The 17,045-nt window shown below is 65.3% G+C and carries 16 protein-coding genes and 1 pseudogene; 3 read left to right on the top strand and 14 right to left on the bottom strand.

The window, feature by feature from the left end:
• Window positions 1-7: 7 nt before the first annotated feature.
• From AAG742_RS03360 to AAG742_RS03335, 6 genes and pseudogenes are all read right to left on the bottom strand, one after another.
• Window positions 8-580, bottom strand: coding sequence for a recombinase family protein (locus tag AAG742_RS03360; RefSeq protein WP_343282305.1), 573 nt, complete (start codon window positions 578-580; stop codon window positions 8-10).
• Window positions 581-769: 189 nt separating this feature from the next.
• Window positions 770-2,485, bottom strand: a complete 1,716-nt coding sequence (gene dld, locus AAG742_RS03355) for a D-lactate dehydrogenase (RefSeq protein ID WP_343282304.1) — start codon at window positions 2,483-2,485, stop codon at window positions 770-772.
• A 371-nt stretch (window positions 2,486-2,856) separates the two neighbouring features.
• Window positions 2,857-3,753 (bottom strand): annotated as a pseudogene (locus AAG742_RS03350) (IS5 family transposase).
• Window positions 3,754-4,063: 310 nt separating this feature from the next.
• On the bottom strand, window positions 4,064-5,047 hold the full coding sequence (locus AAG742_RS03345; protein WP_343282303.1) for a DUF4365 domain-containing protein: 984 nt from the start codon (window positions 5,045-5,047) through the stop codon (window positions 4,064-4,066).
• A 48-nt stretch (window positions 5,048-5,095) separates the two neighbouring features.
• Window positions 5,096-6,091, bottom strand: coding sequence for an IS481 family transposase (locus AAG742_RS03340; RefSeq protein WP_343282302.1), 996 nt, complete (start codon window positions 6,089-6,091; stop codon window positions 5,096-5,098).
• Between the two features lie 213 nt (window positions 6,092-6,304).
• Entirely contained in the window at window positions 6,305-6,661 is a 357-nt protein-coding gene (locus AAG742_RS03335) for an Lsr2 family protein (protein ID WP_343282301.1), read from the bottom strand.
• 238 nt (window positions 6,662-6,899) lie between these two features.
• Here AAG742_RS03335 and AAG742_RS03330 point away from each other — a divergent pair, with 238 nt between their 5' ends.
• The 3 genes from AAG742_RS03330 (at window position 6,900) to AAG742_RS03320 (ending at window position 8,708) form a co-directional block, all read left to right on the top strand.
• A complete protein-coding gene (locus AAG742_RS03330) occupies window positions 6,900-7,187 on the top strand; it encodes a hypothetical protein (protein WP_343282300.1) in 288 nt (95 codons plus the stop codon).
• Window positions 7,188-7,384: 197 nt separating this feature from the next.
• Complete coding sequence (locus AAG742_RS03325) at window positions 7,385-7,741, top strand: hypothetical protein (protein ID WP_343282299.1); 357 nt, start codon at window positions 7,385-7,387, stop codon at window positions 7,739-7,741.
• 79 nt (window positions 7,742-7,820) lie between these two features.
• The gene (locus AAG742_RS03320) at window positions 7,821-8,708 is read left to right on the top strand and encodes a hypothetical protein (protein WP_343282298.1); all 888 of its coding nucleotides are present in this window, start codon (window positions 7,821-7,823) and stop codon (window positions 8,706-8,708) included.
• Window positions 8,709-8,780: 72 nt separating this feature from the next.
• Here AAG742_RS03320 and AAG742_RS03315 read toward each other — a convergent pair whose 3' ends face one another.
• From AAG742_RS03315 to AAG742_RS03280, 8 genes are read right to left on the bottom strand one after another with little or no spacing between them, the layout of a single operon-like run.
• Window positions 8,781-9,614, bottom strand: coding sequence for a hypothetical protein (locus AAG742_RS03315; protein ID WP_343282297.1), 834 nt, complete (start codon window positions 9,612-9,614; stop codon window positions 8,781-8,783).
• A gap of 1 nt (window position 9,615) precedes the next feature.
• On the bottom strand, window positions 9,616-9,879 hold the full coding sequence (locus tag AAG742_RS03310) for a hypothetical protein (RefSeq protein WP_343282296.1): 264 nt from the start codon (window positions 9,877-9,879) through the stop codon (window positions 9,616-9,618).
• Window positions 9,876-10,277, bottom strand: a complete 402-nt coding sequence (locus AAG742_RS03305; RefSeq protein ID WP_343282295.1) for a hypothetical protein — start codon at window positions 10,275-10,277, stop codon at window positions 9,876-9,878. The genes AAG742_RS03310 and AAG742_RS03305 overlap by 4 nt, the downstream gene beginning before the upstream one ends.
• A 4-nt stretch (window positions 10,278-10,281) precedes the next feature.
• On the bottom strand, window positions 10,282-12,165 hold the full coding sequence (locus AAG742_RS03300; RefSeq protein ID WP_343282294.1) for a TraM recognition domain-containing protein: 1,884 nt from the start codon (window positions 12,163-12,165) through the stop codon (window positions 10,282-10,284).
• Window positions 12,155-13,666: a conjugal transfer protein TraC gene (locus AAG742_RS03295; protein WP_343282293.1), complete on the bottom strand. Its 1,512-nt coding sequence runs from the start codon at window positions 13,664-13,666 to the stop codon at window positions 12,155-12,157. The genes AAG742_RS03300 and AAG742_RS03295 overlap by 11 nt, the downstream gene beginning before the upstream one ends.
• Window positions 13,666-15,252, bottom strand: coding sequence for an SCO6880 family protein (locus AAG742_RS03290; protein ID WP_343282292.1), 1,587 nt, complete (start codon window positions 15,250-15,252; stop codon window positions 13,666-13,668). Before AAG742_RS03290 ends, AAG742_RS03295 begins: the two co-directional genes overlap by 1 nt.
• Window positions 15,253-15,262: 10 nt before the next feature.
• The gene (locus AAG742_RS03285; protein WP_343282291.1) at window positions 15,263-16,306 is read right to left on the bottom strand and encodes a hypothetical protein; all 1,044 of its coding nucleotides are present in this window, start codon (window positions 16,304-16,306) and stop codon (window positions 15,263-15,265) included.
• 42 nt (window positions 16,307-16,348) lie between these two features.
• The gene (locus AAG742_RS03280) at window positions 16,349-16,660 is read right to left on the bottom strand and encodes a TrbC/VirB2 family protein (protein WP_343282290.1); all 312 of its coding nucleotides are present in this window, start codon (window positions 16,658-16,660) and stop codon (window positions 16,349-16,351) included.
• Between the last annotated feature and the right edge of the window lie 385 nt (window positions 16,661-17,045).

Genomic DNA, 17,045 nt, shown 5'->3' with positions numbered 1-17,045 from the left:
TCTACCTTCAAGGAAGGATAACGCGACCGAACGAGGTGTACAGCGTCTGCCGGCTTACCCCGAACGTGCGCGCCACCTCGGCCTTCGGAATCCCCATGTCGATCATCACGCGCGCCTGCTCCACGTCGGTGTCCGAGAGCTTCGGGGCCTGCACGTACTTACCGCGGGCCTTGGCCAACGCGATGCCCTCAGCCTGGCGCTCCTTAATCCTTCGACGCTCGAACTCAGCGAACGCTGCCAGGACGCCCAGCATCAGCCCATCCACCGGGGAGGTGCCGGACTTGTCCACGGTGATCCGCTCGGACATGAACTGCACCGCGCACCCCTTGTCGGTCAGCTCGTCCACGATCGCGTACAGGTCCCGGGTGTCCCGGCCGAGGCGGTCCATGGAGGCGACCTTCACCAGGTCCCCCTCCCGCACGTACCGCATCAGCTCCGCCAACCCGGCGCGCTTGGCGCGGGAGCTGCCGGAGATCTTGTCTTGGAAGATCCGGTCACACTCCCCCACCGCCTCGAGCTGGCGGTCCAGGTTCTGCTCGGCCGAGCTGACCCGCACATACCCCACAGTCTGTCCAACCATGCCTTAGACCCTCCGTCAGGTGTGTCCAACGGGTCCAAAATGGACCTACTCTGACGTGATCCTCTCGTGGCGGCGGGGGGCGTGTAAAGGGGTATACCCGACTGGACGGTTTCTCAGACACGCCCTAGGTCCACCCGAGATGGATAAGACATCGCTCAGGCTCTCACGGCGTCGCGCTACCTTGGGGACTTAGGCCCAGTCCTTGTGCGGCGACGTGCCGCCGATACCGGCGTTGAACGTATTCGTCGGATCGAGCTCCTTGAAGTGCTCTTCCATGGACTCCGGCAGCTTGTAGATGCGACCGTAGTTGTGCTCGGCGGGCAGCTTCGCGCCGCGCTCCTCCAGCAGGTGCTGGATGCGGTCGTGCAGCGCCTCGGGATCCACGCCCTGCTTGGCGACATAGTCCTGGTGCATCACATGGCAGAAGAAGTGCCCGTAATACGCCTTGACCTCAAGCTGGTCGTCGATCTCCTCCGGCAGCACCTCGAGCCAGTTCCAATCGTCGCGACGCAGGGCCACATCGATGGGGATGAGCCCTGCGATGTGCCGGCGCTTCAACGCGGCGTAGCGAGTGGCGGCACTGGCCGCGCCGAACCGGTTGAGCGACGCGCTCTTTTCTTCATCAGACGTGCAGATGAAGAACTCACCAGTGTGCTCGGGCTCTGCGAAGAACTCCTTGAGCATCTTCTCGCTCGCGGCCTTCTGCGACTCGCTGACGGTGAGCAGCAGGTGATGCTCGAAACGGTTGCGGTACTCCATCATGCGCTTGGGCAGCTGGTTGGGCAGCACGCTGAACATGGCTTGCGATACCGTGTCGGCGAAGGTCGGACCAATGCCGGGAATCTTCGAGAACAAGCCGTTGGCCCACGTCTTGAACGAGAACATGCGCGTCTGCAGCGCTGGACTCATGAACTTCAGGAAGACGAAGGTGTCTTTGCCGTACTTCTCGGCCAAGTCGAAGGCACTGCGGCCCATGTACTCACCAGAGATAGGCAGCGGCATGTCGGCTTCGAGGAACAACCGACGGATCTCTTCGAGCTCGTGCGTGTTGTTCGTGCCGATGTAAAACACGGTCGGGTGCACTTCGCGAGGGAAGGTGCGAGTGCGCACCGCGAACACCATCAGCTTGCCGGCCGAGCCGGAAGCCTCGAACAGGTACTCGGGGTTCGCATTGTAGCGAGCAGGCGAAGGCACGATCTTGCGCAAGTGCTCGGCGTACTCGGTCTCGTTCGAGTCTTCGGGAGCTGGGGTGACATCCTCGGGAGACCACTCGCCGCGCTCTAGACGGTCGAGTGCGACCTCAGGGTCGTCTCCGAGCGAGATGCCCAGGTGATTGACCAGCTCGACCTTGCCGTCGTCGTTGACGCGGGCGAAGATCGCTTCGCGCGTGAATGCCGGACCCTTGCGAATCTGGCTGCCGCCCGAGTTGTTCGCGATGCCGCCGATGACCGAGGCGCCGATTGATGTCGACCCGATCACCGAGTGCGGCTCGCGCTGGTGCTTGGCGAGCGCGTCGGTCAGGTGTGTCAGCGGGGTGCCCGCGAGCGAGATCGCCTCGCGCGCGTCGTTGATGAGGTGCACCTCATCGATGCGGTGAGTCGAGATGATCACAATGGGGCGATCGTAGTCTTGGAAGCCGGGGCCGGATCCACCAGTCAGGCCCGTGTTCGATGCCTGCGGGATGACGATGAGGTTGTTGTCGACGGATACCTGCAGCGCCCGCCACATCTCGACCAGCGTGCCGGGGCGCACCACGGCGAAGACTGGTCCTCCGCCGAATCGATAGCCTTTGCTGAATGGCATCGTGGCACGCTCAGAGGTCAGTACATGTTCGTCGCCGACGATTCTCTTGAACGCATCGATCGCTTCGTGCGAAGTCGTGGTGGTCTGTCCTGGTTGCGTCATCTCTAAGCTTCCTATATTCAGTTGCATCACAAGCGCGTCATGATGCTGAGGGGATGTCGCCTTGATCCGAGCTAGTCCGCGGTCGTTCATTTTTTGATGGGCGGGGAAACGAGCCAGGGGGACGACGTCTGCGACCGTCTGCCCGGAAGCTCGCTACGGCGTCCAAGGAGTGTGCGTGTGCGTATGCATGTGCATACGCGCATCCTCATTGTAGAAGATGCGCATCAGATAGTTTCGGACCGCGGTACTTTCGGACTCCGGTAGGTTCGGACCGCGATAGTTCGGACCGCGATAGTTCGGACCGCGATAGTTCGGACCGCGATGTCGGCCACTGCCCTCACCCCATAGATCGACGCAGCAATCAGACTCGCCTAGGGCATGTCTGACAATCGTTTGGACCACGCGAGCACAGCGTTCAACACCACGGCGGCGCGGTAGACGATCGCGTACTTGTCGTACCGGGTCGCCAGGCCCCGCCATTGCTTCAGGTGCGCGTACTGGCGCTCGATCACGTTCCGGCCCTTGTAAGCGTTCGCGTCGAGGCCTACGGGTCGGCCGCCGGCTGAGCCGCGGCGTCTGCGGTGGCCCTGCTGGTCAGCCGGTTCGGGGATGACGGCTTTGATCCGGCGGGCGCGCAGGTGGGTGCGGATCGCCCGGGAGGAGTACGCCGTGTCGCCCAGCACCGCCTCGGGGCGGGTCCGGGGCCGGCCTGCCGGCCGGGTCACGCGCAGCTGCCCCAGTAGGGGCAGCAGCATCGGGGAGTCCCCGGCTTGGCCAGGGGTGATCAGGCTGACCAGTGGCAGCCCGGTCCCGTCGACGAGCTGATGGATCTTCGTGCTCAACCCGCCCCGTGAGCGCCCGATGCCGTGATCGGCCGGCTCCTCACGCAGATTCTTGTAGTTCGATCCAGCCCCCTGTGAGGCGGGTGATGTTCGTCGCGTGCTGATGGGCGCGGGCGATCGTGGAGTCCACCGAGACCGACCAATCGATCAGGCCTTCGGCGTCCGCGGCAGCGGTCAGCTTTGTCAGCACCGTGTCCCAGGTGCCTTCTTCGGCCATGCGCCGGTGCCAGGTCCACACTTCTCTGCCAGGGCCCGTAGACCTCGGGCAGATCACGCCACGGAATCGAAGCACCGGTACCGGTAGATGATTGCCTCGACCATCGTGCGGGCATCGGCGAACGGCCTGCCGGCGCGGCCGGTCCGGGTCGGAAGGGTCGGGGCGATCAGTTCCCACTGGGCATCGGAGAGCATCTGGAACCGGGACATGCCTTTCAGGGTGTCAGCCGGCCCCTGGACTCATTGTCAGACACGCCCTAGGGCGGTGTCGTGGCCAGCTACCCACCGGACAAGAGCCACAGCGTTCAGGGCTCTTGATGTTCGGGCTTGTGCCGCCACCCGAGGTCGGGCACAGCACCACCTTTTTACCGTGGCGTCATTCTGGCCGATGCATCTGACTTTATCGTGCGGCGACTCGGCACGCTGGCGAGGCGATCACGTGATGCATGCGATCTGGTAACCGTCACTACCCTGGCGATCCTAGAAGGCACCGGGGGTGAAGTAGTGACAACGAGGGATGTCATCTGAGTAGCTCGGCGAGGTGGGTCGGTAAATACCACTCTCGAACGAGCTCCTCGTACATCCGCCCCAGATTGGCTCCCTTACGAAAGGTGTCCCATGCGGAGAAGAGCAGCTTCTCGTCAATCTGTTCGAACGGCTTAGAATCACGTACTTTCAGCTGTTGCTCGATGTCGGTCAAAGCCACGTGGATGTCTTCAAGTGGTGCCCACCAGCCGCAGCTGCGCCTCTTCCACACGTCCAGACGAAGGACGGCCTTTACGAAGACATCGATCATTTCGAAAGTCTCGGAAGCTGAGCCATTCGCGCGTTCCGCATGGTCCTGGCAGACGATGTTCAGCTCGTGAAACTGGAAGTTGAACAAGTTGAACAGCGAGTAGAGCTTCGACCGGCGAGCAAGGAGCCAGAAGTAGGTGAAGTCAGTTGTACCTTCATCTATCCGGTTGGACATCGGAATCCTGATGTTCACGGTCTTCTGGGTCTCGTAGTCCGGATTTTCAGGAACCAAGACCTTGGCGATGTAGTCGTTCATACACACGAAGTAGGCCGCGTGTGCTGCGAGGTCAACCCAGAAGAGCAACACAGGAACCGAAGACCCCATCGCCTCTATGGTCGTTAGCTCAGAGACTTCAATCGGCAATGAGACGACCGGGATGTGACTAAGGTCTTCGTCGCGACCTTTCTTGCTCCTGAACTTGGCAACGTTGAGCCTGGGGCGCGCTACCGAGCCGTATTGAACGAGGTTAGAGTCCGTCTTTACCTGGGCGTATAAATGTTCGCCCGCGGTCTGTGCCCAGTCGGAGCCATCTGGGAGCATGTCGAAAACCTCGATGTGGAAGTCCAAGCCGAAGTCAGGGCCGACCTTGCGCACCGACCAGTAGTCGGGCAGAAGCGCCTCAACTAACCGCTCGCCAGCATCTCCGCGTCGTTGGCTGGGATGCTGGACCTTAGTGCGCCTTGGCGACTCCACCTCGTCCTCGCTCATGAACTCCGGCCCCCTGTTGCTTGCTTGTTGCTCATACTCGCACGTACTCTAGGTGTGATGTCCAGGGAGGTTGTTGATCCTGCTGGCCGGCGGGCCCCCGATCGCGGAGCGGATCCGGTGATGATTGTAGAAGTGCATCCACCCAGGCAACGCGGCCCTGCGCTCCGTCTCTGAGCTGTAGAACCGGGCGTAGGCCCACCCCTCGGCGAGCGTGCGATGGAACCGCTCAATCTTCCCGTTCGTCTGCGGCCGGTAGGGCCGGGTCCGCTTGTGCTTGATTCCCAGGTCGGCGCAGGCATCCCGCCAGGCATGAGAGACGTAGGCCGAGCCGTTGTCCATCAGGACCCGCTCCACCTCCACGCCCAGGCCCGCGAAATAGGCCACCGCACGGTGCAGGACCCCGATCGCGGTCTGGGCGCGTTCATTGGCATGCATCTCCACGTAGGCGAACCGGGAGTGATCATCGATCACGGTGTGCAGAAACCCCACGCCCAACCGTGGATGGTGCAGGGCGTCCCGGGTCCCCTCCCAATCCGCGGTCACCGCACGGTGCTTCAATCCCTGCGCCCGCCCCACGAACCGGTGTCCGCCCCCGTCAGGGATACGCCCGAACTTCGTGACGTCCATGTGCAGCAGCGCACCGGGGTGGGGGTGCTCGTAGCGGCGGATCGGCTCGGCACTGACCCGGTCGATGCGGCTGAGCCGGTTGAGTCGGCAACGCACGAGCACCGCATGCACGGTGGAGGCGGCCATGCCCAGTTCCCCGGCGATCTGGGCCGGGCCCAGGCGGCGGCGCCAGCGAGCGGTCACGATCTGCTTCACCACGGCCGGTGGTGTCCTCGTGGGCATCGCGCTGGGCCGGCTGGAACGATCACGCATCCCTGCCGGGCCCTCAGTCCGGTAGCGTGCCGCCCATTTGCGTGCAGTGGGCGTGGAGACCATGAACATCTTCGCGGCCACGGCCACGGGCCAGTGCTCTTCGACGATGAGTTTGGCCAGACGCAGACGAGCGCGTGGGGTCAGGGCGGCGTTAGCGTGGGACATGAAGGCCTTCTGTTCGCGTGAGCGGTTTCTCGACAACTCCACTCTCGCAACAGGAGGCCTTCGCCTGTCAGCTGCTCAGGCAACAACGTCCCTGGACATCACACCTAGAGCGCGCTACGAATCTGGTCACCACAACGCCGGGCAGGCCCCGCGATACCCGCTTGGACGCCGGCCCCTGCAGCGCATGGGCAGTCGTCCAAGCGAGTTGCGGGCTCAGCCCTTCTTCCCGCGGTTGCGGTAGGCGTCCATGACCTCGACCGGGATGCGTCCGCGGTCCTTGACGTCGAACCCGTTCTCCACGGCCCACAGCCGCACCTGGGAGGCATCCACGCCGGAACCCGAGGAACGACGAGCCGGGGTCCGCCCAGTGGACGCGGCGCGGCCGGCCGGGCGGGCGACGTCGGTGAACTTCTTCAGCCGATCCTGGGACTCGGCCATGATCGCCTCCAGCTCGGCCCGGTGCTCCTTGGACAGGTCGATCTCGTAATCACGCCCCGCCACGGAGAAACGCACTGCCTCAGCAGGGGTCGAGCCGTCGAAGTCATCGGCCACAGTGGAGATGATTGCCATTGTCTTTCCTTCCACGAAATGGATTCTTTCATGATGACAGTATTCCCTTATCAAGTGGACGTCAAATTCCACCCCGCCCCCGAGAACGCTCACCGTAATCCCTGGGCGGATCGGAAGACGCCGTGATAGGAGATATCAGCCCGGGCCTTACCCGGCGCTGCTCACCTCGTGGGATCCTGTCCCCAAGAAGTCCGCCCCCGACACCGGGACTCTCCGCCTTCCAGACGAAGGGCTCCCCATGCCCCGCAGGGACTCACACCAAGCCCTCCGCCAGAAGCTCGAGGCGGTGGAGACGAGGATCTCCCACCACCTCTTTCAGTTACCGGGCATCGCAGAATCCCTGCGCATCGTGGCCCAGTCCACGGGAAAGGACGCCGATGCCGTCGATGCCGTCCTCGCATCGCGCGGACTTCCCGGCCTGGAAGAGCTGGGGCGGAAGCAGCTTCGTCACATGTTCTCCTGGTGGAAGCTGCACCGGGACCGACGCGTGCTCCAAAAAAGGATGGCGAAGGCCCGCCGCGACTGAGCGGGGATCCTCCACGGCCGCCTCGGATCCAAGCCCTGAACTGAGTGGCCATGGTGAGAGCGCCGCCCTGGACATGCACCGACCTGGACATGCACCGACCTGGACCCGTGGGGCGCGCCGGCCTCGGTGCTGATGCCACTGGCGGGTCAGCTGCAGGACATGCCCGAACGGCGCCCTCCTGCGGTCATCATGTCCACATGAAGCTCACCGTCCACGGCAACCGCCTGGCCAGCCTCGGAGCGAGAATCAGTCTCGAGCTCACTGAGGGGGTCGACCCCGAGCTCCACGTGCACGCGCCGTTCTACTCTCGCACCATCCCCGTCCATCAGATCGCCACAATCACCTGTGCGCCTGACGACGGGACGAACCGGGGCCCGCTCAACTGGTTCGTCACCGGGCGGGCCACCTCCCCAGCCGGGCTGCGGATCAACAATGGAGGCCAGGCCCGGATCGACATGAGCACCACTGAGGGACTGCGCTTCGTCGTGGTTGTCGACGACCTCAGCCAGGCCGAGCAGCTCATATGTGCCGTGCAGACGAGTTGCTCGCGTTGAGCCCGCCCAAACGGTCGTTACCGCCCATCTCACGTACACTCAAGCCCACGCTTAAACCGCCGAGGGATATGAAAGGGCCATGGATATTCTCGTTGCGCTTATTAAATTGTTCTCCTACCTACGCAGCCATGGATACCAAATAGAACTTTCATTCCTAACTGAGAAGGATGGCAGCACATCTATTGTAGCGGCATTATTTATTGCCCTCATTGGCGCCACGGGTGCGGTTGGATCGGCCGTTCTAGCTGCGCAAGTTACATCTAAAAACGCCCGGCGAGATGCAAACCGTCAGATTGCAAAAGCCGCCGAGCTATCGGAAGCAGAGTTAAAAGATGCAAGAGCTCGTTTTGATGAAGAGATTTCCCATGCTCGCTTGATGCCTCGTCAAGCCTCACTTAATGAAGCAATCGCGTCCATGATCGGCTGTCTAGATAAACTTCGGATGACTAACTTTTCAAACGCCTCACCAGCACACCTGAATGAGGACTGGATCCACGCCTGTCGTTTGGTAGAACTCAATTTCGATGCAGTCGAGGTGGTACAGACCTCAGAGTTCTGCCGTAGCGCTTTTGGTGGAATAATCTCCCAGTACTCGAAATATATCCAGAGCACATCCGCCGCCCTCGAGCAGATAGACGCGCGCCGGGATACAAATCAGCAGACGAAGGGGACGAGATGCTTGCTGATAAACGGGAAGGCGCAATTTTGGTCCGAAAAGGAAGGGTATGACTATGAATTCGCCATGCTCTTCTTTAGGGCAACGGAGAGTATCGTGGCATCCTACTCTTCACTGGCCCGAGCTTGGCCCGACCAAGAGGCCGGCGTCAAATTACTAAAGGGTCTCTCCGACACGCTCATCGAGGTGAGCACTTCGAATCAACGAACGGATCAAGAAATATGGCAGATGTATGAAGTAGTTTTTTCAGACCACACTAGCGACGGCGTAACTATCGAGGACGCAAACTAGAGCCAGGCCCACCGGATAACCCTGACACGAGGGGAATCCAACGGTCACAACCTCATTCATACCCGCGATTCTTCAGTCTCTTTTCGAGTGGTCTTCCGACAAGACTGCCCACTCGTCCCCGTCCGTCGAGGCCTCCCACTCCACCCCGAGGTCGTCCCGGCCACTGGCCACCGCAATGGACAGTCGCGGCGCCGACGGTGTGGACGAGGCCACTACGAGCTCCGCGGCGACGTCCTGCACCTGTGCGGCCGCGCCGAGCGCCACCACGTTCGAGGTCCCCACCGCGGCGCCGTCGGAGTCCACGACCTTCGCTCGCACGTACCGCACCCCCGCCTCGGGACGTTCCACCGTCTCGTGCTCACGCTCCGTGGACGCCCAGCGCAGCCAGTCCGTCTCGTCATAGGCGATCTCGTAGGCGCCTCGCTGCCCGTAGGCCTCGGGCTCCTTGTGCGCCCCGGTCTTCGTGCAGCCGGCCTCGTCCACCATGCGGCGCAGCCGCATCTGGAGCATCTCCACATGCGGGTGCCACATCATCATCGGCCCCAGCCCGGGGGCCTGCTCCTCCCAGACCTTGTACTCCATGCACATCGCCGCGTACAGCTCAGCTGTGACGTCTGGGTGACGGAACCAGCAGACCGGGACCACCGAGGTCCCCAGCCGGTACTCGCCCACGAGCCAGTCGACCCAGCGGCGCAGCGTGTTCCAGGCGTCCCACTGGTGCTCAGCCTCGATGTCCCGCCACCGGGTGCCCATCCACGCCGGCGGCCCGTCCTGGCTCAGCTCAGCGGCCACCGACGGGTCCACGAACGGCAGCGGAGTCCCCTGTCCGTCGGTCGGTCGGTCTGTCCCTGCGGCCATCTCGTCCCAGGCGTCGTCTTCTTCGTCCTGGCTCCATGGGGATGCCATCTCAGGCCTCCTTGCGATGGCGCCGGTAGGTGCGCCGCTGGGTGAGCAGTCTCGCCAGCCGGTCCAGCACCTCGGCCAGCGCCTCGTCCGCGCTGGCGCCCGTAATACGCATGTGGCGGTGCGCGGCCTCCTCGCACGTGGCGCACAACCACACGCCCGTCCCGCCGGCCCGTGCACACGCGGCCCGGTCCAGGTGGTCCTCGCTCGTGCAGTGCCACCGCAACGGCACCTGCCGCTGGCAGACCGCGCACCTCTGATCGCTCACGAGGTCACCGCCGCCTTCCGGCGTCGCTGACGGATCATCCTTGCCACGATCACTACCGTGGCCCGCGCCCTGTTCCATCCGAAGAACTCCTTCCGTCCGTCCATGATTTCGTGCAGCCGCTGGTGGTGTTCCCGGCACAGCGGCATGAGCTCCTCGTCCTTCTCCCGCGCCTGCCACGTCCCGGTCTGCGGGTCCTGGTGCACGCCCTCATAGGAGAGGTGGTGCAGGTCCAACGTCCCCGCCTCGTCCAGGCGCACCTGGCAGACCTGGCAGGCCGGCTCGACGCCGGCCTGCCGGCACTGCTCGAACCACCGCACCCTGCGGTATCCCCACGCCTGGCTCCGCAGGTACTCCCGATACGACGTCGAGCCGGTGCGGTGCAGTCCAAACCTGCCCACCAGGTCACCGCACCGGGATCGCGGCGACCTCAGCCGGCACCTGCGCCGGCGTCTCGGCCTTGTCTGCCGCCGTCGGGGTCGAGGGCACCGGGTCGGAGGACTCCAGCTCGGCCAGCAGCGCCTTGGAGTACCGGCCCGCGGCCTCCTTGATCGCCTTGCCGTCCTTGCGGTCCCACCACCGGGTCATCTGCATCAGGATCGGCCGGCCGTTGCGGTTCATCATCATGCCCCACCCGAACGGCAGCCGCCGCAGCTCCGCGACCGTGACGACCTCGGTGTCATGCACCTGCTCCGAGACCGAGTGCGAGTCCTTCCCGCGCGAGCGCGAGGACCGCATCACCTGGCGTGTGCCCGCCAGCTTGGCGAACGCCTCGAGGTCGGACACGTTCGAGGCGCCGCCGAGCTGGAGCTTCACCGTGGCCGCGTCGAAGAGTGCCTGGGCCTGCTGGTCGCCCCACTCGTTGCGCGCCTGGGCCAGGGACTGGAACACCGCGAATGGGCAGATGCCCACACCGCCGCCGTCGGCCATGAGCTGGGTCAGCCCCGGCCAGGCCCCGGAGATGTTCGCGATCTCATCGAGCACGAGTGCCAGCGGCGGGTCCAACCGGTTGCCCGGGGACTTCGCGGCCAGCTCGCGGGCGCGCTCGGTGATCGCGTCCATCATGGCGATCAGGAACGGGCCGGCCGAGGACCCGCCGGTCTTGGTGCCCACGATGTAGAGCGTGCCGGACTCGCGCAGGAACTTGTCGATGTCCAGGACTTCCTCGAACTCGCCCGGGCGGAGCACATCGCGCACCTCCGGGACGGACAGGCCCTTCACCGCGCCTTCCACGCCGAACCACTTCGACTGGAGCAGCTTCGGATCGCCCTCGATGATGCCCTTCAGCACCAGATTCCAGTTCATCGCCGCCTTCGGATGCTCCGAGAGGATCGTCACGGCCTCCTTCGCCTCGGCAGGGTTGTTGCCCCAGCGCATGAGGTCGTCCACCGTGCGCTCCCCCAGCGCGGCGGCGTGGAGCAGGCACTCCATGATCGTGATCGCCGGCGCCTGCCACTCCGCGTTCGAGCTCGAGGACCCCAGACCCGAGGCCCCGATCAGCGAGGCCGCACGCTGGTTCGCCACCCGCGGCTCGCCGCACCCGGTGATCGGAGACCACTTCAACGTGGACGGCTGGCCCGTCAGGCCCTGCGGATCGAACAGCGCCACCGGGCCCTTCGCCCGGCGCAGCTCCGCGGTCGCCCCGAGGTTGTCCGCGCGCGAGCTCGTCGTGATCACCGGCCCCGGCGCGTCCAGGATCGCACCGATCAGCAGGTGCACACCCTTGCCCGAGCGCGGCGGACCGATCAGCGCCAGGGACTCCTCGTAGGAGGCATAGACGTCCACCCCCTCGGCCTTGCCCAGGCGCATGGCCCCGTCGGTGATCTTCGGCTTCTTGATGGACGGACGGACCTTCTTCACCCGCTTCACCACCGCCGAGCGGCCCACGGCCCGGGAGATCTCAGCCGCACGGGCCAAGCCCTCACGCTGACGCAGGTCCTTGATGAACTTCTTATCGGACTGCTGGTAGCGGTTCCAGGCCACCATCGCGGTCACGGCCGTGATGAGCACGGCCACCCCCAGCCCGATCATCCATCCGATCACCCCGCCCTGAGTGGCCGTGCAGCCTTGGGCCGTGGCCCCGAACGCCGCCGGGTCCCCGGTCCCCAGGAACCCGAGGGTGTCGAACAGCGACTCCGGACGGGTCGGCGCCCCGCACTCCACCCGCCCAGCCAGGAAGCCCGCCAGGATGTACGCGCCGAACAGCGCCATGGCCGGCAGGAGCGTGAAGATGACGATCCGCTCTTTCTCGTCGGCGCCGCTGAGCGCCCCTGCCTGTTCACGCCGCATGTGATCCAGCTCCTGTCGCGGTCCTGTCCATCCGCTCGTCCGTGTCGAACAGCGGCAGCTCCGCCTTCGTGAGCTCGTTCTTCACCTCGAAGGAGGAATCCCCCAGCCGCCACAGCCCGGTGCCCTTGGGCAGAGACCGCACCAGGGACACCTCCCGGTCGGACAGTTCCATTTCCGAGGACGTCACCTGCAACGCCGACCGGTCCTGCCGGTAGATGACCTTCACGTCCGCGTCGGCCAGCAACGACTTCGCCATCGCGGCCATGCGCGAGCTGCGGTCACCGGCCATGTCCAGGTCCGCGATCTTGTGCAGCACCAGGATGTTGAAGATGCCGTAGGCGCGGGCCAGCTTCCATTGCTCCACCATGCGCCGCAGGTCCGCCTCCGAGGAGATGTTGTCCCAGCCCTCCTCGTAGATCACGATGCGCTGGCCACCGTCGCGCGTGGTCACCATCGCCTCCGTCCACGCGCCGGCGCACGCGTTGACCACGCGCACCGCCTCCGGGGACGCCCCACGCAGGGCCGAGGTGTCGATGCTCGTGGCACGGGCCTCCGCGCTCATCATCACGGTGGTCTCCCCGTCGAACATGCCCGCCAGGTCACCCGAGGACACCCGCGCCATGGTCATCATCATCACCGAGGCCGCCTCCGCGGCCATGACGTCCCCGTCCTGGCGCATGGCCTCGAGCGCGTCGATCACGTCCGGGATCACCGGCACCCGACCCTGCTCCCCGGAGATGCGCACGGCCTCATCCAACGCCTGGGAGAGCATGTGATGCTCCGGGGAAGTCAGGTCACGGTCCGTGAGGATCTTCGCCAGGGTCACGATGATCGACATCCGCCGGGTGCGGACCATCATCGCCCACGCCTCATCCGTCATCAGGTGCCCCTGCACGTCCGTGGACGGACGAGTCCCCGGGTCCAGGGGATTGAGCCGAGTGCTCAGGCCCGGACCGACCTGGATGACCGTCCCGCCCAGGGCTTTGACCACACGCGTCCACTCACCCTTCTTGTCCGAGGCCACCGACAGCTTGCGCCCGGCCAGCACCTGCCGCACCGCCAGCGACTTCGCCAACGAGGACTTCCCCGTGCCGACCTGCCCGAACAGCATCATCGACATGCCCGAGATGACCCCAGCTTCGTACAGGCTCCACGGGTCGAAGCAGAACGCTCCACCGCCGTGCTGATCCCGGCCCAGGTAGAGGCCGTTGGCGCCCACACCGGGGCCGGCCACGAACGGGTACGCCGTGGCCGCCGTGTGACTGGTCGTGCGCACCGGCCGGGGGGCGAGCACCTTCAACCCCCGCAGTTTCTGCTTGCCCCTCGGCCCTTTCGAGGACCACTCCTGCTCCGGGAACTTGTCCAGCTGTTCAGCCTTGCGCGCCGCCGCGCGCTCCTTCTCCAGCCGACGGCGCAGCTGACGCGCCGCACGCTTAGCGTCCTTGGTCTGCGTCCTGCCCGGCTCGATGAACTCGATCACCGCGTGCTTGGTCTCGGCCATCAGAGCTTCACCATCCCGAACGGCAGCGCCGCGGCCATGAACGCCGAATCCTGCTCCAGGTACAGCGGGCGCAGCTCACACCCGGCAGTGATAGACGAGGTCATGATCTCGTTCGAGGCCGCCTCCAGCTCAGACTCATTGCGCCCCGTCACCGTGACCAGCACGGCCATCTCCAACCCGGCGTGCCGCTTCATCAGCTCCCCCTGCTCCCGCTCGATGTCATCCTTCTCCTGCTCGTGCTCCGGGGACGGCGGCCGGTCCATCCGCTCCATCACCTTGGAGTCCGAACGCCACGTCGCCATGCGCCGCTTCGTCGCCCGCATCGCAGACGACCGATCCACCGGCGACATGAACACCGACACGGTGTGCCGGAAGTCGCCCGCGAAGATCAACTCATCCAGGAACCCCAGCCGCGCCAGCTGCTGGGGCAGCTCCGAGACCTTGTACGTCCGGTGCATGTGCCCATCCGTGCGCATGTGCCCGGCATGGACCTCCACCGCCATCGGCCCCCCACCCCCGTTCGGGGACGCACCCTGCACCGCACCCGAGGGGTCCGTAGAGGACACCATCAGGGCCGCATCCGGATCGAACGCCGCCCGAGACAGCCCCGCCAGCGACCGCGGGGAATGCCACGCCGCCACCCGCGTCCCCGAACGCGGAAGCAGACCCTCCACCGTGGACATGACCTTCAGCGCGTGGTCCATCAGGGCCGGCACGCCGCCGCCCAGCGACTTCAGCTGAGACCCGATCCGGGCCGGGGAGAGCACGATGGTCAGCCACTGCTCATGCACCGGCATGGCCTGCGCCTCCGCCATCAGCTCACGGAACGCCGCGTCCAGGAACGGGTCCACCGTCTTGGACTCGATGCCCGCCCCCTCCTGCTTGGAGTCGTAGTAGCCCAGCACGTTGGAGCCGGAGATCAGCGTGGTCTGGTCCGCCGCCTGCACGCGCACCACACCCGGCAGCCGGCCCATGGCCGCCAGCGCTCCACCCCAGGACAGGGACCGCTCCTCCTGCGAGTCGAACGACTCCAGCTCGAAGCCACGCGTGGTCAGCACCTTCGCGCAGACCGAAGCTTCCTTCGTGCGCGGATCCCACACGAACCCGGCCCCACCAGGAAGCCCGTACAGGCGCAGCTCGTCGGCTCCACCGGGCAGACGCAGCCGTGCCGGCGCACCCGGTTTGATCCGCCCCTTGGCATCACGGACCGCCGCCTGCCCGGCCTCCAGGACCACAGCCTGCGGCTCCCCATCCACGAGCTGAAGCTGATGTCCCGGCTCCACGCCCTGCCGGTACGTCAGCTGACCGCTGGCCTGGCGCACCAGCTGACGGACGAACAGCAGCGTCCATTCCGGGATCGACCGGCCCTGGAGCCGGATCACACCGACCGCCGCGCACACCAGAAGCATGACGATCCCGATGATCAGCATCCGTCCCTGCAACACGATCCCGCCGAGGGCGAACACCGCGCCGAGCGCGACCACGGCCAGCTGCTCCCAGGTCAGCCCGAGGACTACACCAGGGTGGCGCTCCTGCGCGAAATGCACCCCGTCGAACTCCGAGGTCTCCTGCTGGATCGACTCCATGACCGCCATCTCAAACTCCCTTCCGCATGACGGCGGACGCCGCACGCTGTCTCATCTGTGAGGCACGCGCCTGCGCACCCCTCATCGACCGGGACGCAGCCCGGCCAGCACCCTGGGCCGCACCGACACCAGCGCGCTCCACACCATCGGAGGCACCCCCCGTCAGGAACGACATCATCGAGAGCATCGTCAGCGGCATCGCCGAAGCCAGCAGCACCAACACGACACCGGCCACGGTCTGCACCCAGTCCGTGGACATGGAGGCCGCGATCATGCCCATCCGCACGATCACCGCCGCCATCGGGGCCGCCATCAGCAACCCCATCAGCATGGCCAACCACTTCGAGAACACGGCCTTCGCCGGCTCCAGAGCCAACGCGAAGATCACCGGCGGGGCGAACGTAGCCAGCACGAGGATCACCACCAGGCGGAAGATCATCATCGCCATCAGCACCAAGCAGGACAGGAAGATCACCAACGCCACGATCCAGGACACCAAGATCATGCCGTTCTCGCCCTGGTCGGACGCCATCTCCCACTGCGCGTAGTTCTCATCCAGCAAGACCTTGTCGTTCTGCCCATCCCAGGACAGCCCGAACAGGGAGAGCACGCCGGCCACTGCCGTGTCCTCCGCCTCCCCCTCCGCCCCGACCCGCAGAATCCACATCGTCATCTGCTGGGTAGCCCCCAACGCCAGCCACACCAGACCCACGACCACGTAGACCGCCGGAACGCTGAAAACGGCCACCACCAGGGCGCGAACCATGCCCGCCGTCGAGCCGCGCAACGCCGAGCGGATCACCTGCACCGCCACGAACACCCCCAGCAGCGGCAGCATCGCCATGACCACGACGTTCAGCATCCCGGGGTGATTGATCGTGGCCGAGCTCCCCCCGGCCACGGTGGTGGTGACCGTGCCACCGACCACCGTGGTCCACCACTCCGGGGTGAGCGCCCCCACGGAGAAGGCGTCCTGAATGAGGCGCCACGCCGACTTCGCCAGGCCCTCGATCGAGCCGCGCAGGAAATCATGAAAATCGTCTTCCCATCCCATTGGGACACCTCCTCCGTGAGTGAGTTGCTAGACCGGATCGAATCAGGCGAACAGCGGCAGGCCCGTACCCCAGCGCACCAGAGCGGAAGCACCCGCGATCAGGGCGCCACCGACCACACCCCACAGGAAGATCGAGATGCCGACCTCCTGGGCACGGCCGGACGAGGAGAGCTTGCCGAACAGCCAGAGCATGCCGCCGATGGCAACGGCGGCCACGATGGCCACCAGGGCCGTGCCGATGGCCATGCCGGTGATGTTCTCCAGCGTCGGCATCCACGGCGCGTCGTAGGACGGCGCGATCGCCGGCATGCCGATGACCGTGCTCTGGGCCAGGCTCAGAATGGAAGTGCTCATGATGTGTTCCTCCTGGAACGCGGTAGTAGACCCCCGGTTAGCCCCCGGTGACCGGCGAGACCTCCGCTCGCTGAGGATGATTCGCGCCCCTTGGCCTCCTGCGTGTGTCACACACCCCTGACACACGCACCTCCTCACCCAGCCTCACTCAGTACCCAAGAAAGAGCCGAAGAACGGCTGCCGCCCTCCGCTGCGCTCCGGTTGCCTCGGAAAGACCGTGGGCACCTACCGGAGACGGCCGGGACCTCGGCTGGGCGAGCGCGAACACGCACCTGATTGAGGTGGCCGGGGAGGTGCTCACCATGGGAACCAACCAGCACGGGAGGCCGAGGGCAGGGACAGGCTCACCACCACCCCGGGAACCATGCACCCCGGACACGGAAAG

The sequence above is a fragment of the Micrococcus sp. 2A genome (genome assembly GCF_039519235.1).
Classification (GTDB): domain Bacteria; phylum Actinomycetota; class Actinomycetes; order Actinomycetales; family Micrococcaceae; genus Micrococcus.
The sequence above is the reverse complement of the archived record's forward strand: the minus strand, read 5'-3'. Positions and strand labels throughout refer to the sequence as shown.

Excerpts from the sequence above, each read along its gene's own strand:
- AAG742_RS03360 (WP_343282305.1), bottom strand. The coding sequence starts at position 580 with ATGGTTGGACAGACTGTGGGGTATGTGCGGGTCAGCTCGGCCGAGCAG.
- dld (WP_343282304.1), bottom strand. The coding sequence starts at position 2,485 with ATGACGCAACCAGGACAGACCACCACGACTTCGCACGAAGCGATCGAT.
- AAG742_RS03345 (WP_343282303.1), bottom strand. The coding sequence starts at position 5,047 with ATGAGCGAGGACGAGGTGGAGTCGCCAAGGCGCACTAAGGTCCAGCAT.
- AAG742_RS03340 (WP_343282302.1), bottom strand. The coding sequence starts at position 6,091 with ATGTCCCACGCTAACGCCGCCCTGACCCCACGCGCTCGTCTGCGTCTG.
- AAG742_RS03335 (WP_343282301.1), bottom strand. The coding sequence starts at position 6,661 with ATGGCAATCATCTCCACTGTGGCCGATGACTTCGACGGCTCGACCCCT.
- AAG742_RS03330 (WP_343282300.1), top strand. The coding sequence starts at position 6,900 with ATGCCCCGCAGGGACTCACACCAAGCCCTCCGCCAGAAGCTCGAGGCG.
- AAG742_RS03325 (WP_343282299.1), top strand. The coding sequence starts at position 7,385 with ATGAAGCTCACCGTCCACGGCAACCGCCTGGCCAGCCTCGGAGCGAGA.
- AAG742_RS03320 (WP_343282298.1), top strand. The coding sequence starts at position 7,821 with ATGGATATTCTCGTTGCGCTTATTAAATTGTTCTCCTACCTACGCAGC.
- AAG742_RS03315 (WP_343282297.1), bottom strand. The coding sequence starts at position 9,614 with ATGGCATCCCCATGGAGCCAGGACGAAGAAGACGACGCCTGGGACGAG.
- AAG742_RS03300 (WP_343282294.1), bottom strand. The coding sequence starts at position 12,165 with ATGCGGCGTGAACAGGCAGGGGCGCTCAGCGGCGCCGACGAGAAAGAG.
- AAG742_RS03295 (WP_343282293.1), bottom strand. The coding sequence starts at position 13,666 with ATGGCCGAGACCAAGCACGCGGTGATCGAGTTCATCGAGCCGGGCAGG.
- AAG742_RS03290 (WP_343282292.1), bottom strand. The coding sequence starts at position 15,252 with ATGGAGTCGATCCAGCAGGAGACCTCGGAGTTCGACGGGGTGCATTTC.
- AAG742_RS03285 (WP_343282291.1), bottom strand. The coding sequence starts at position 16,306 with ATGGGATGGGAAGACGATTTTCATGATTTCCTGCGCGGCTCGATCGAG.
- AAG742_RS03280 (WP_343282290.1), bottom strand. The coding sequence starts at position 16,660 with ATGAGCACTTCCATTCTGAGCCTGGCCCAGAGCACGGTCATCGGCATG.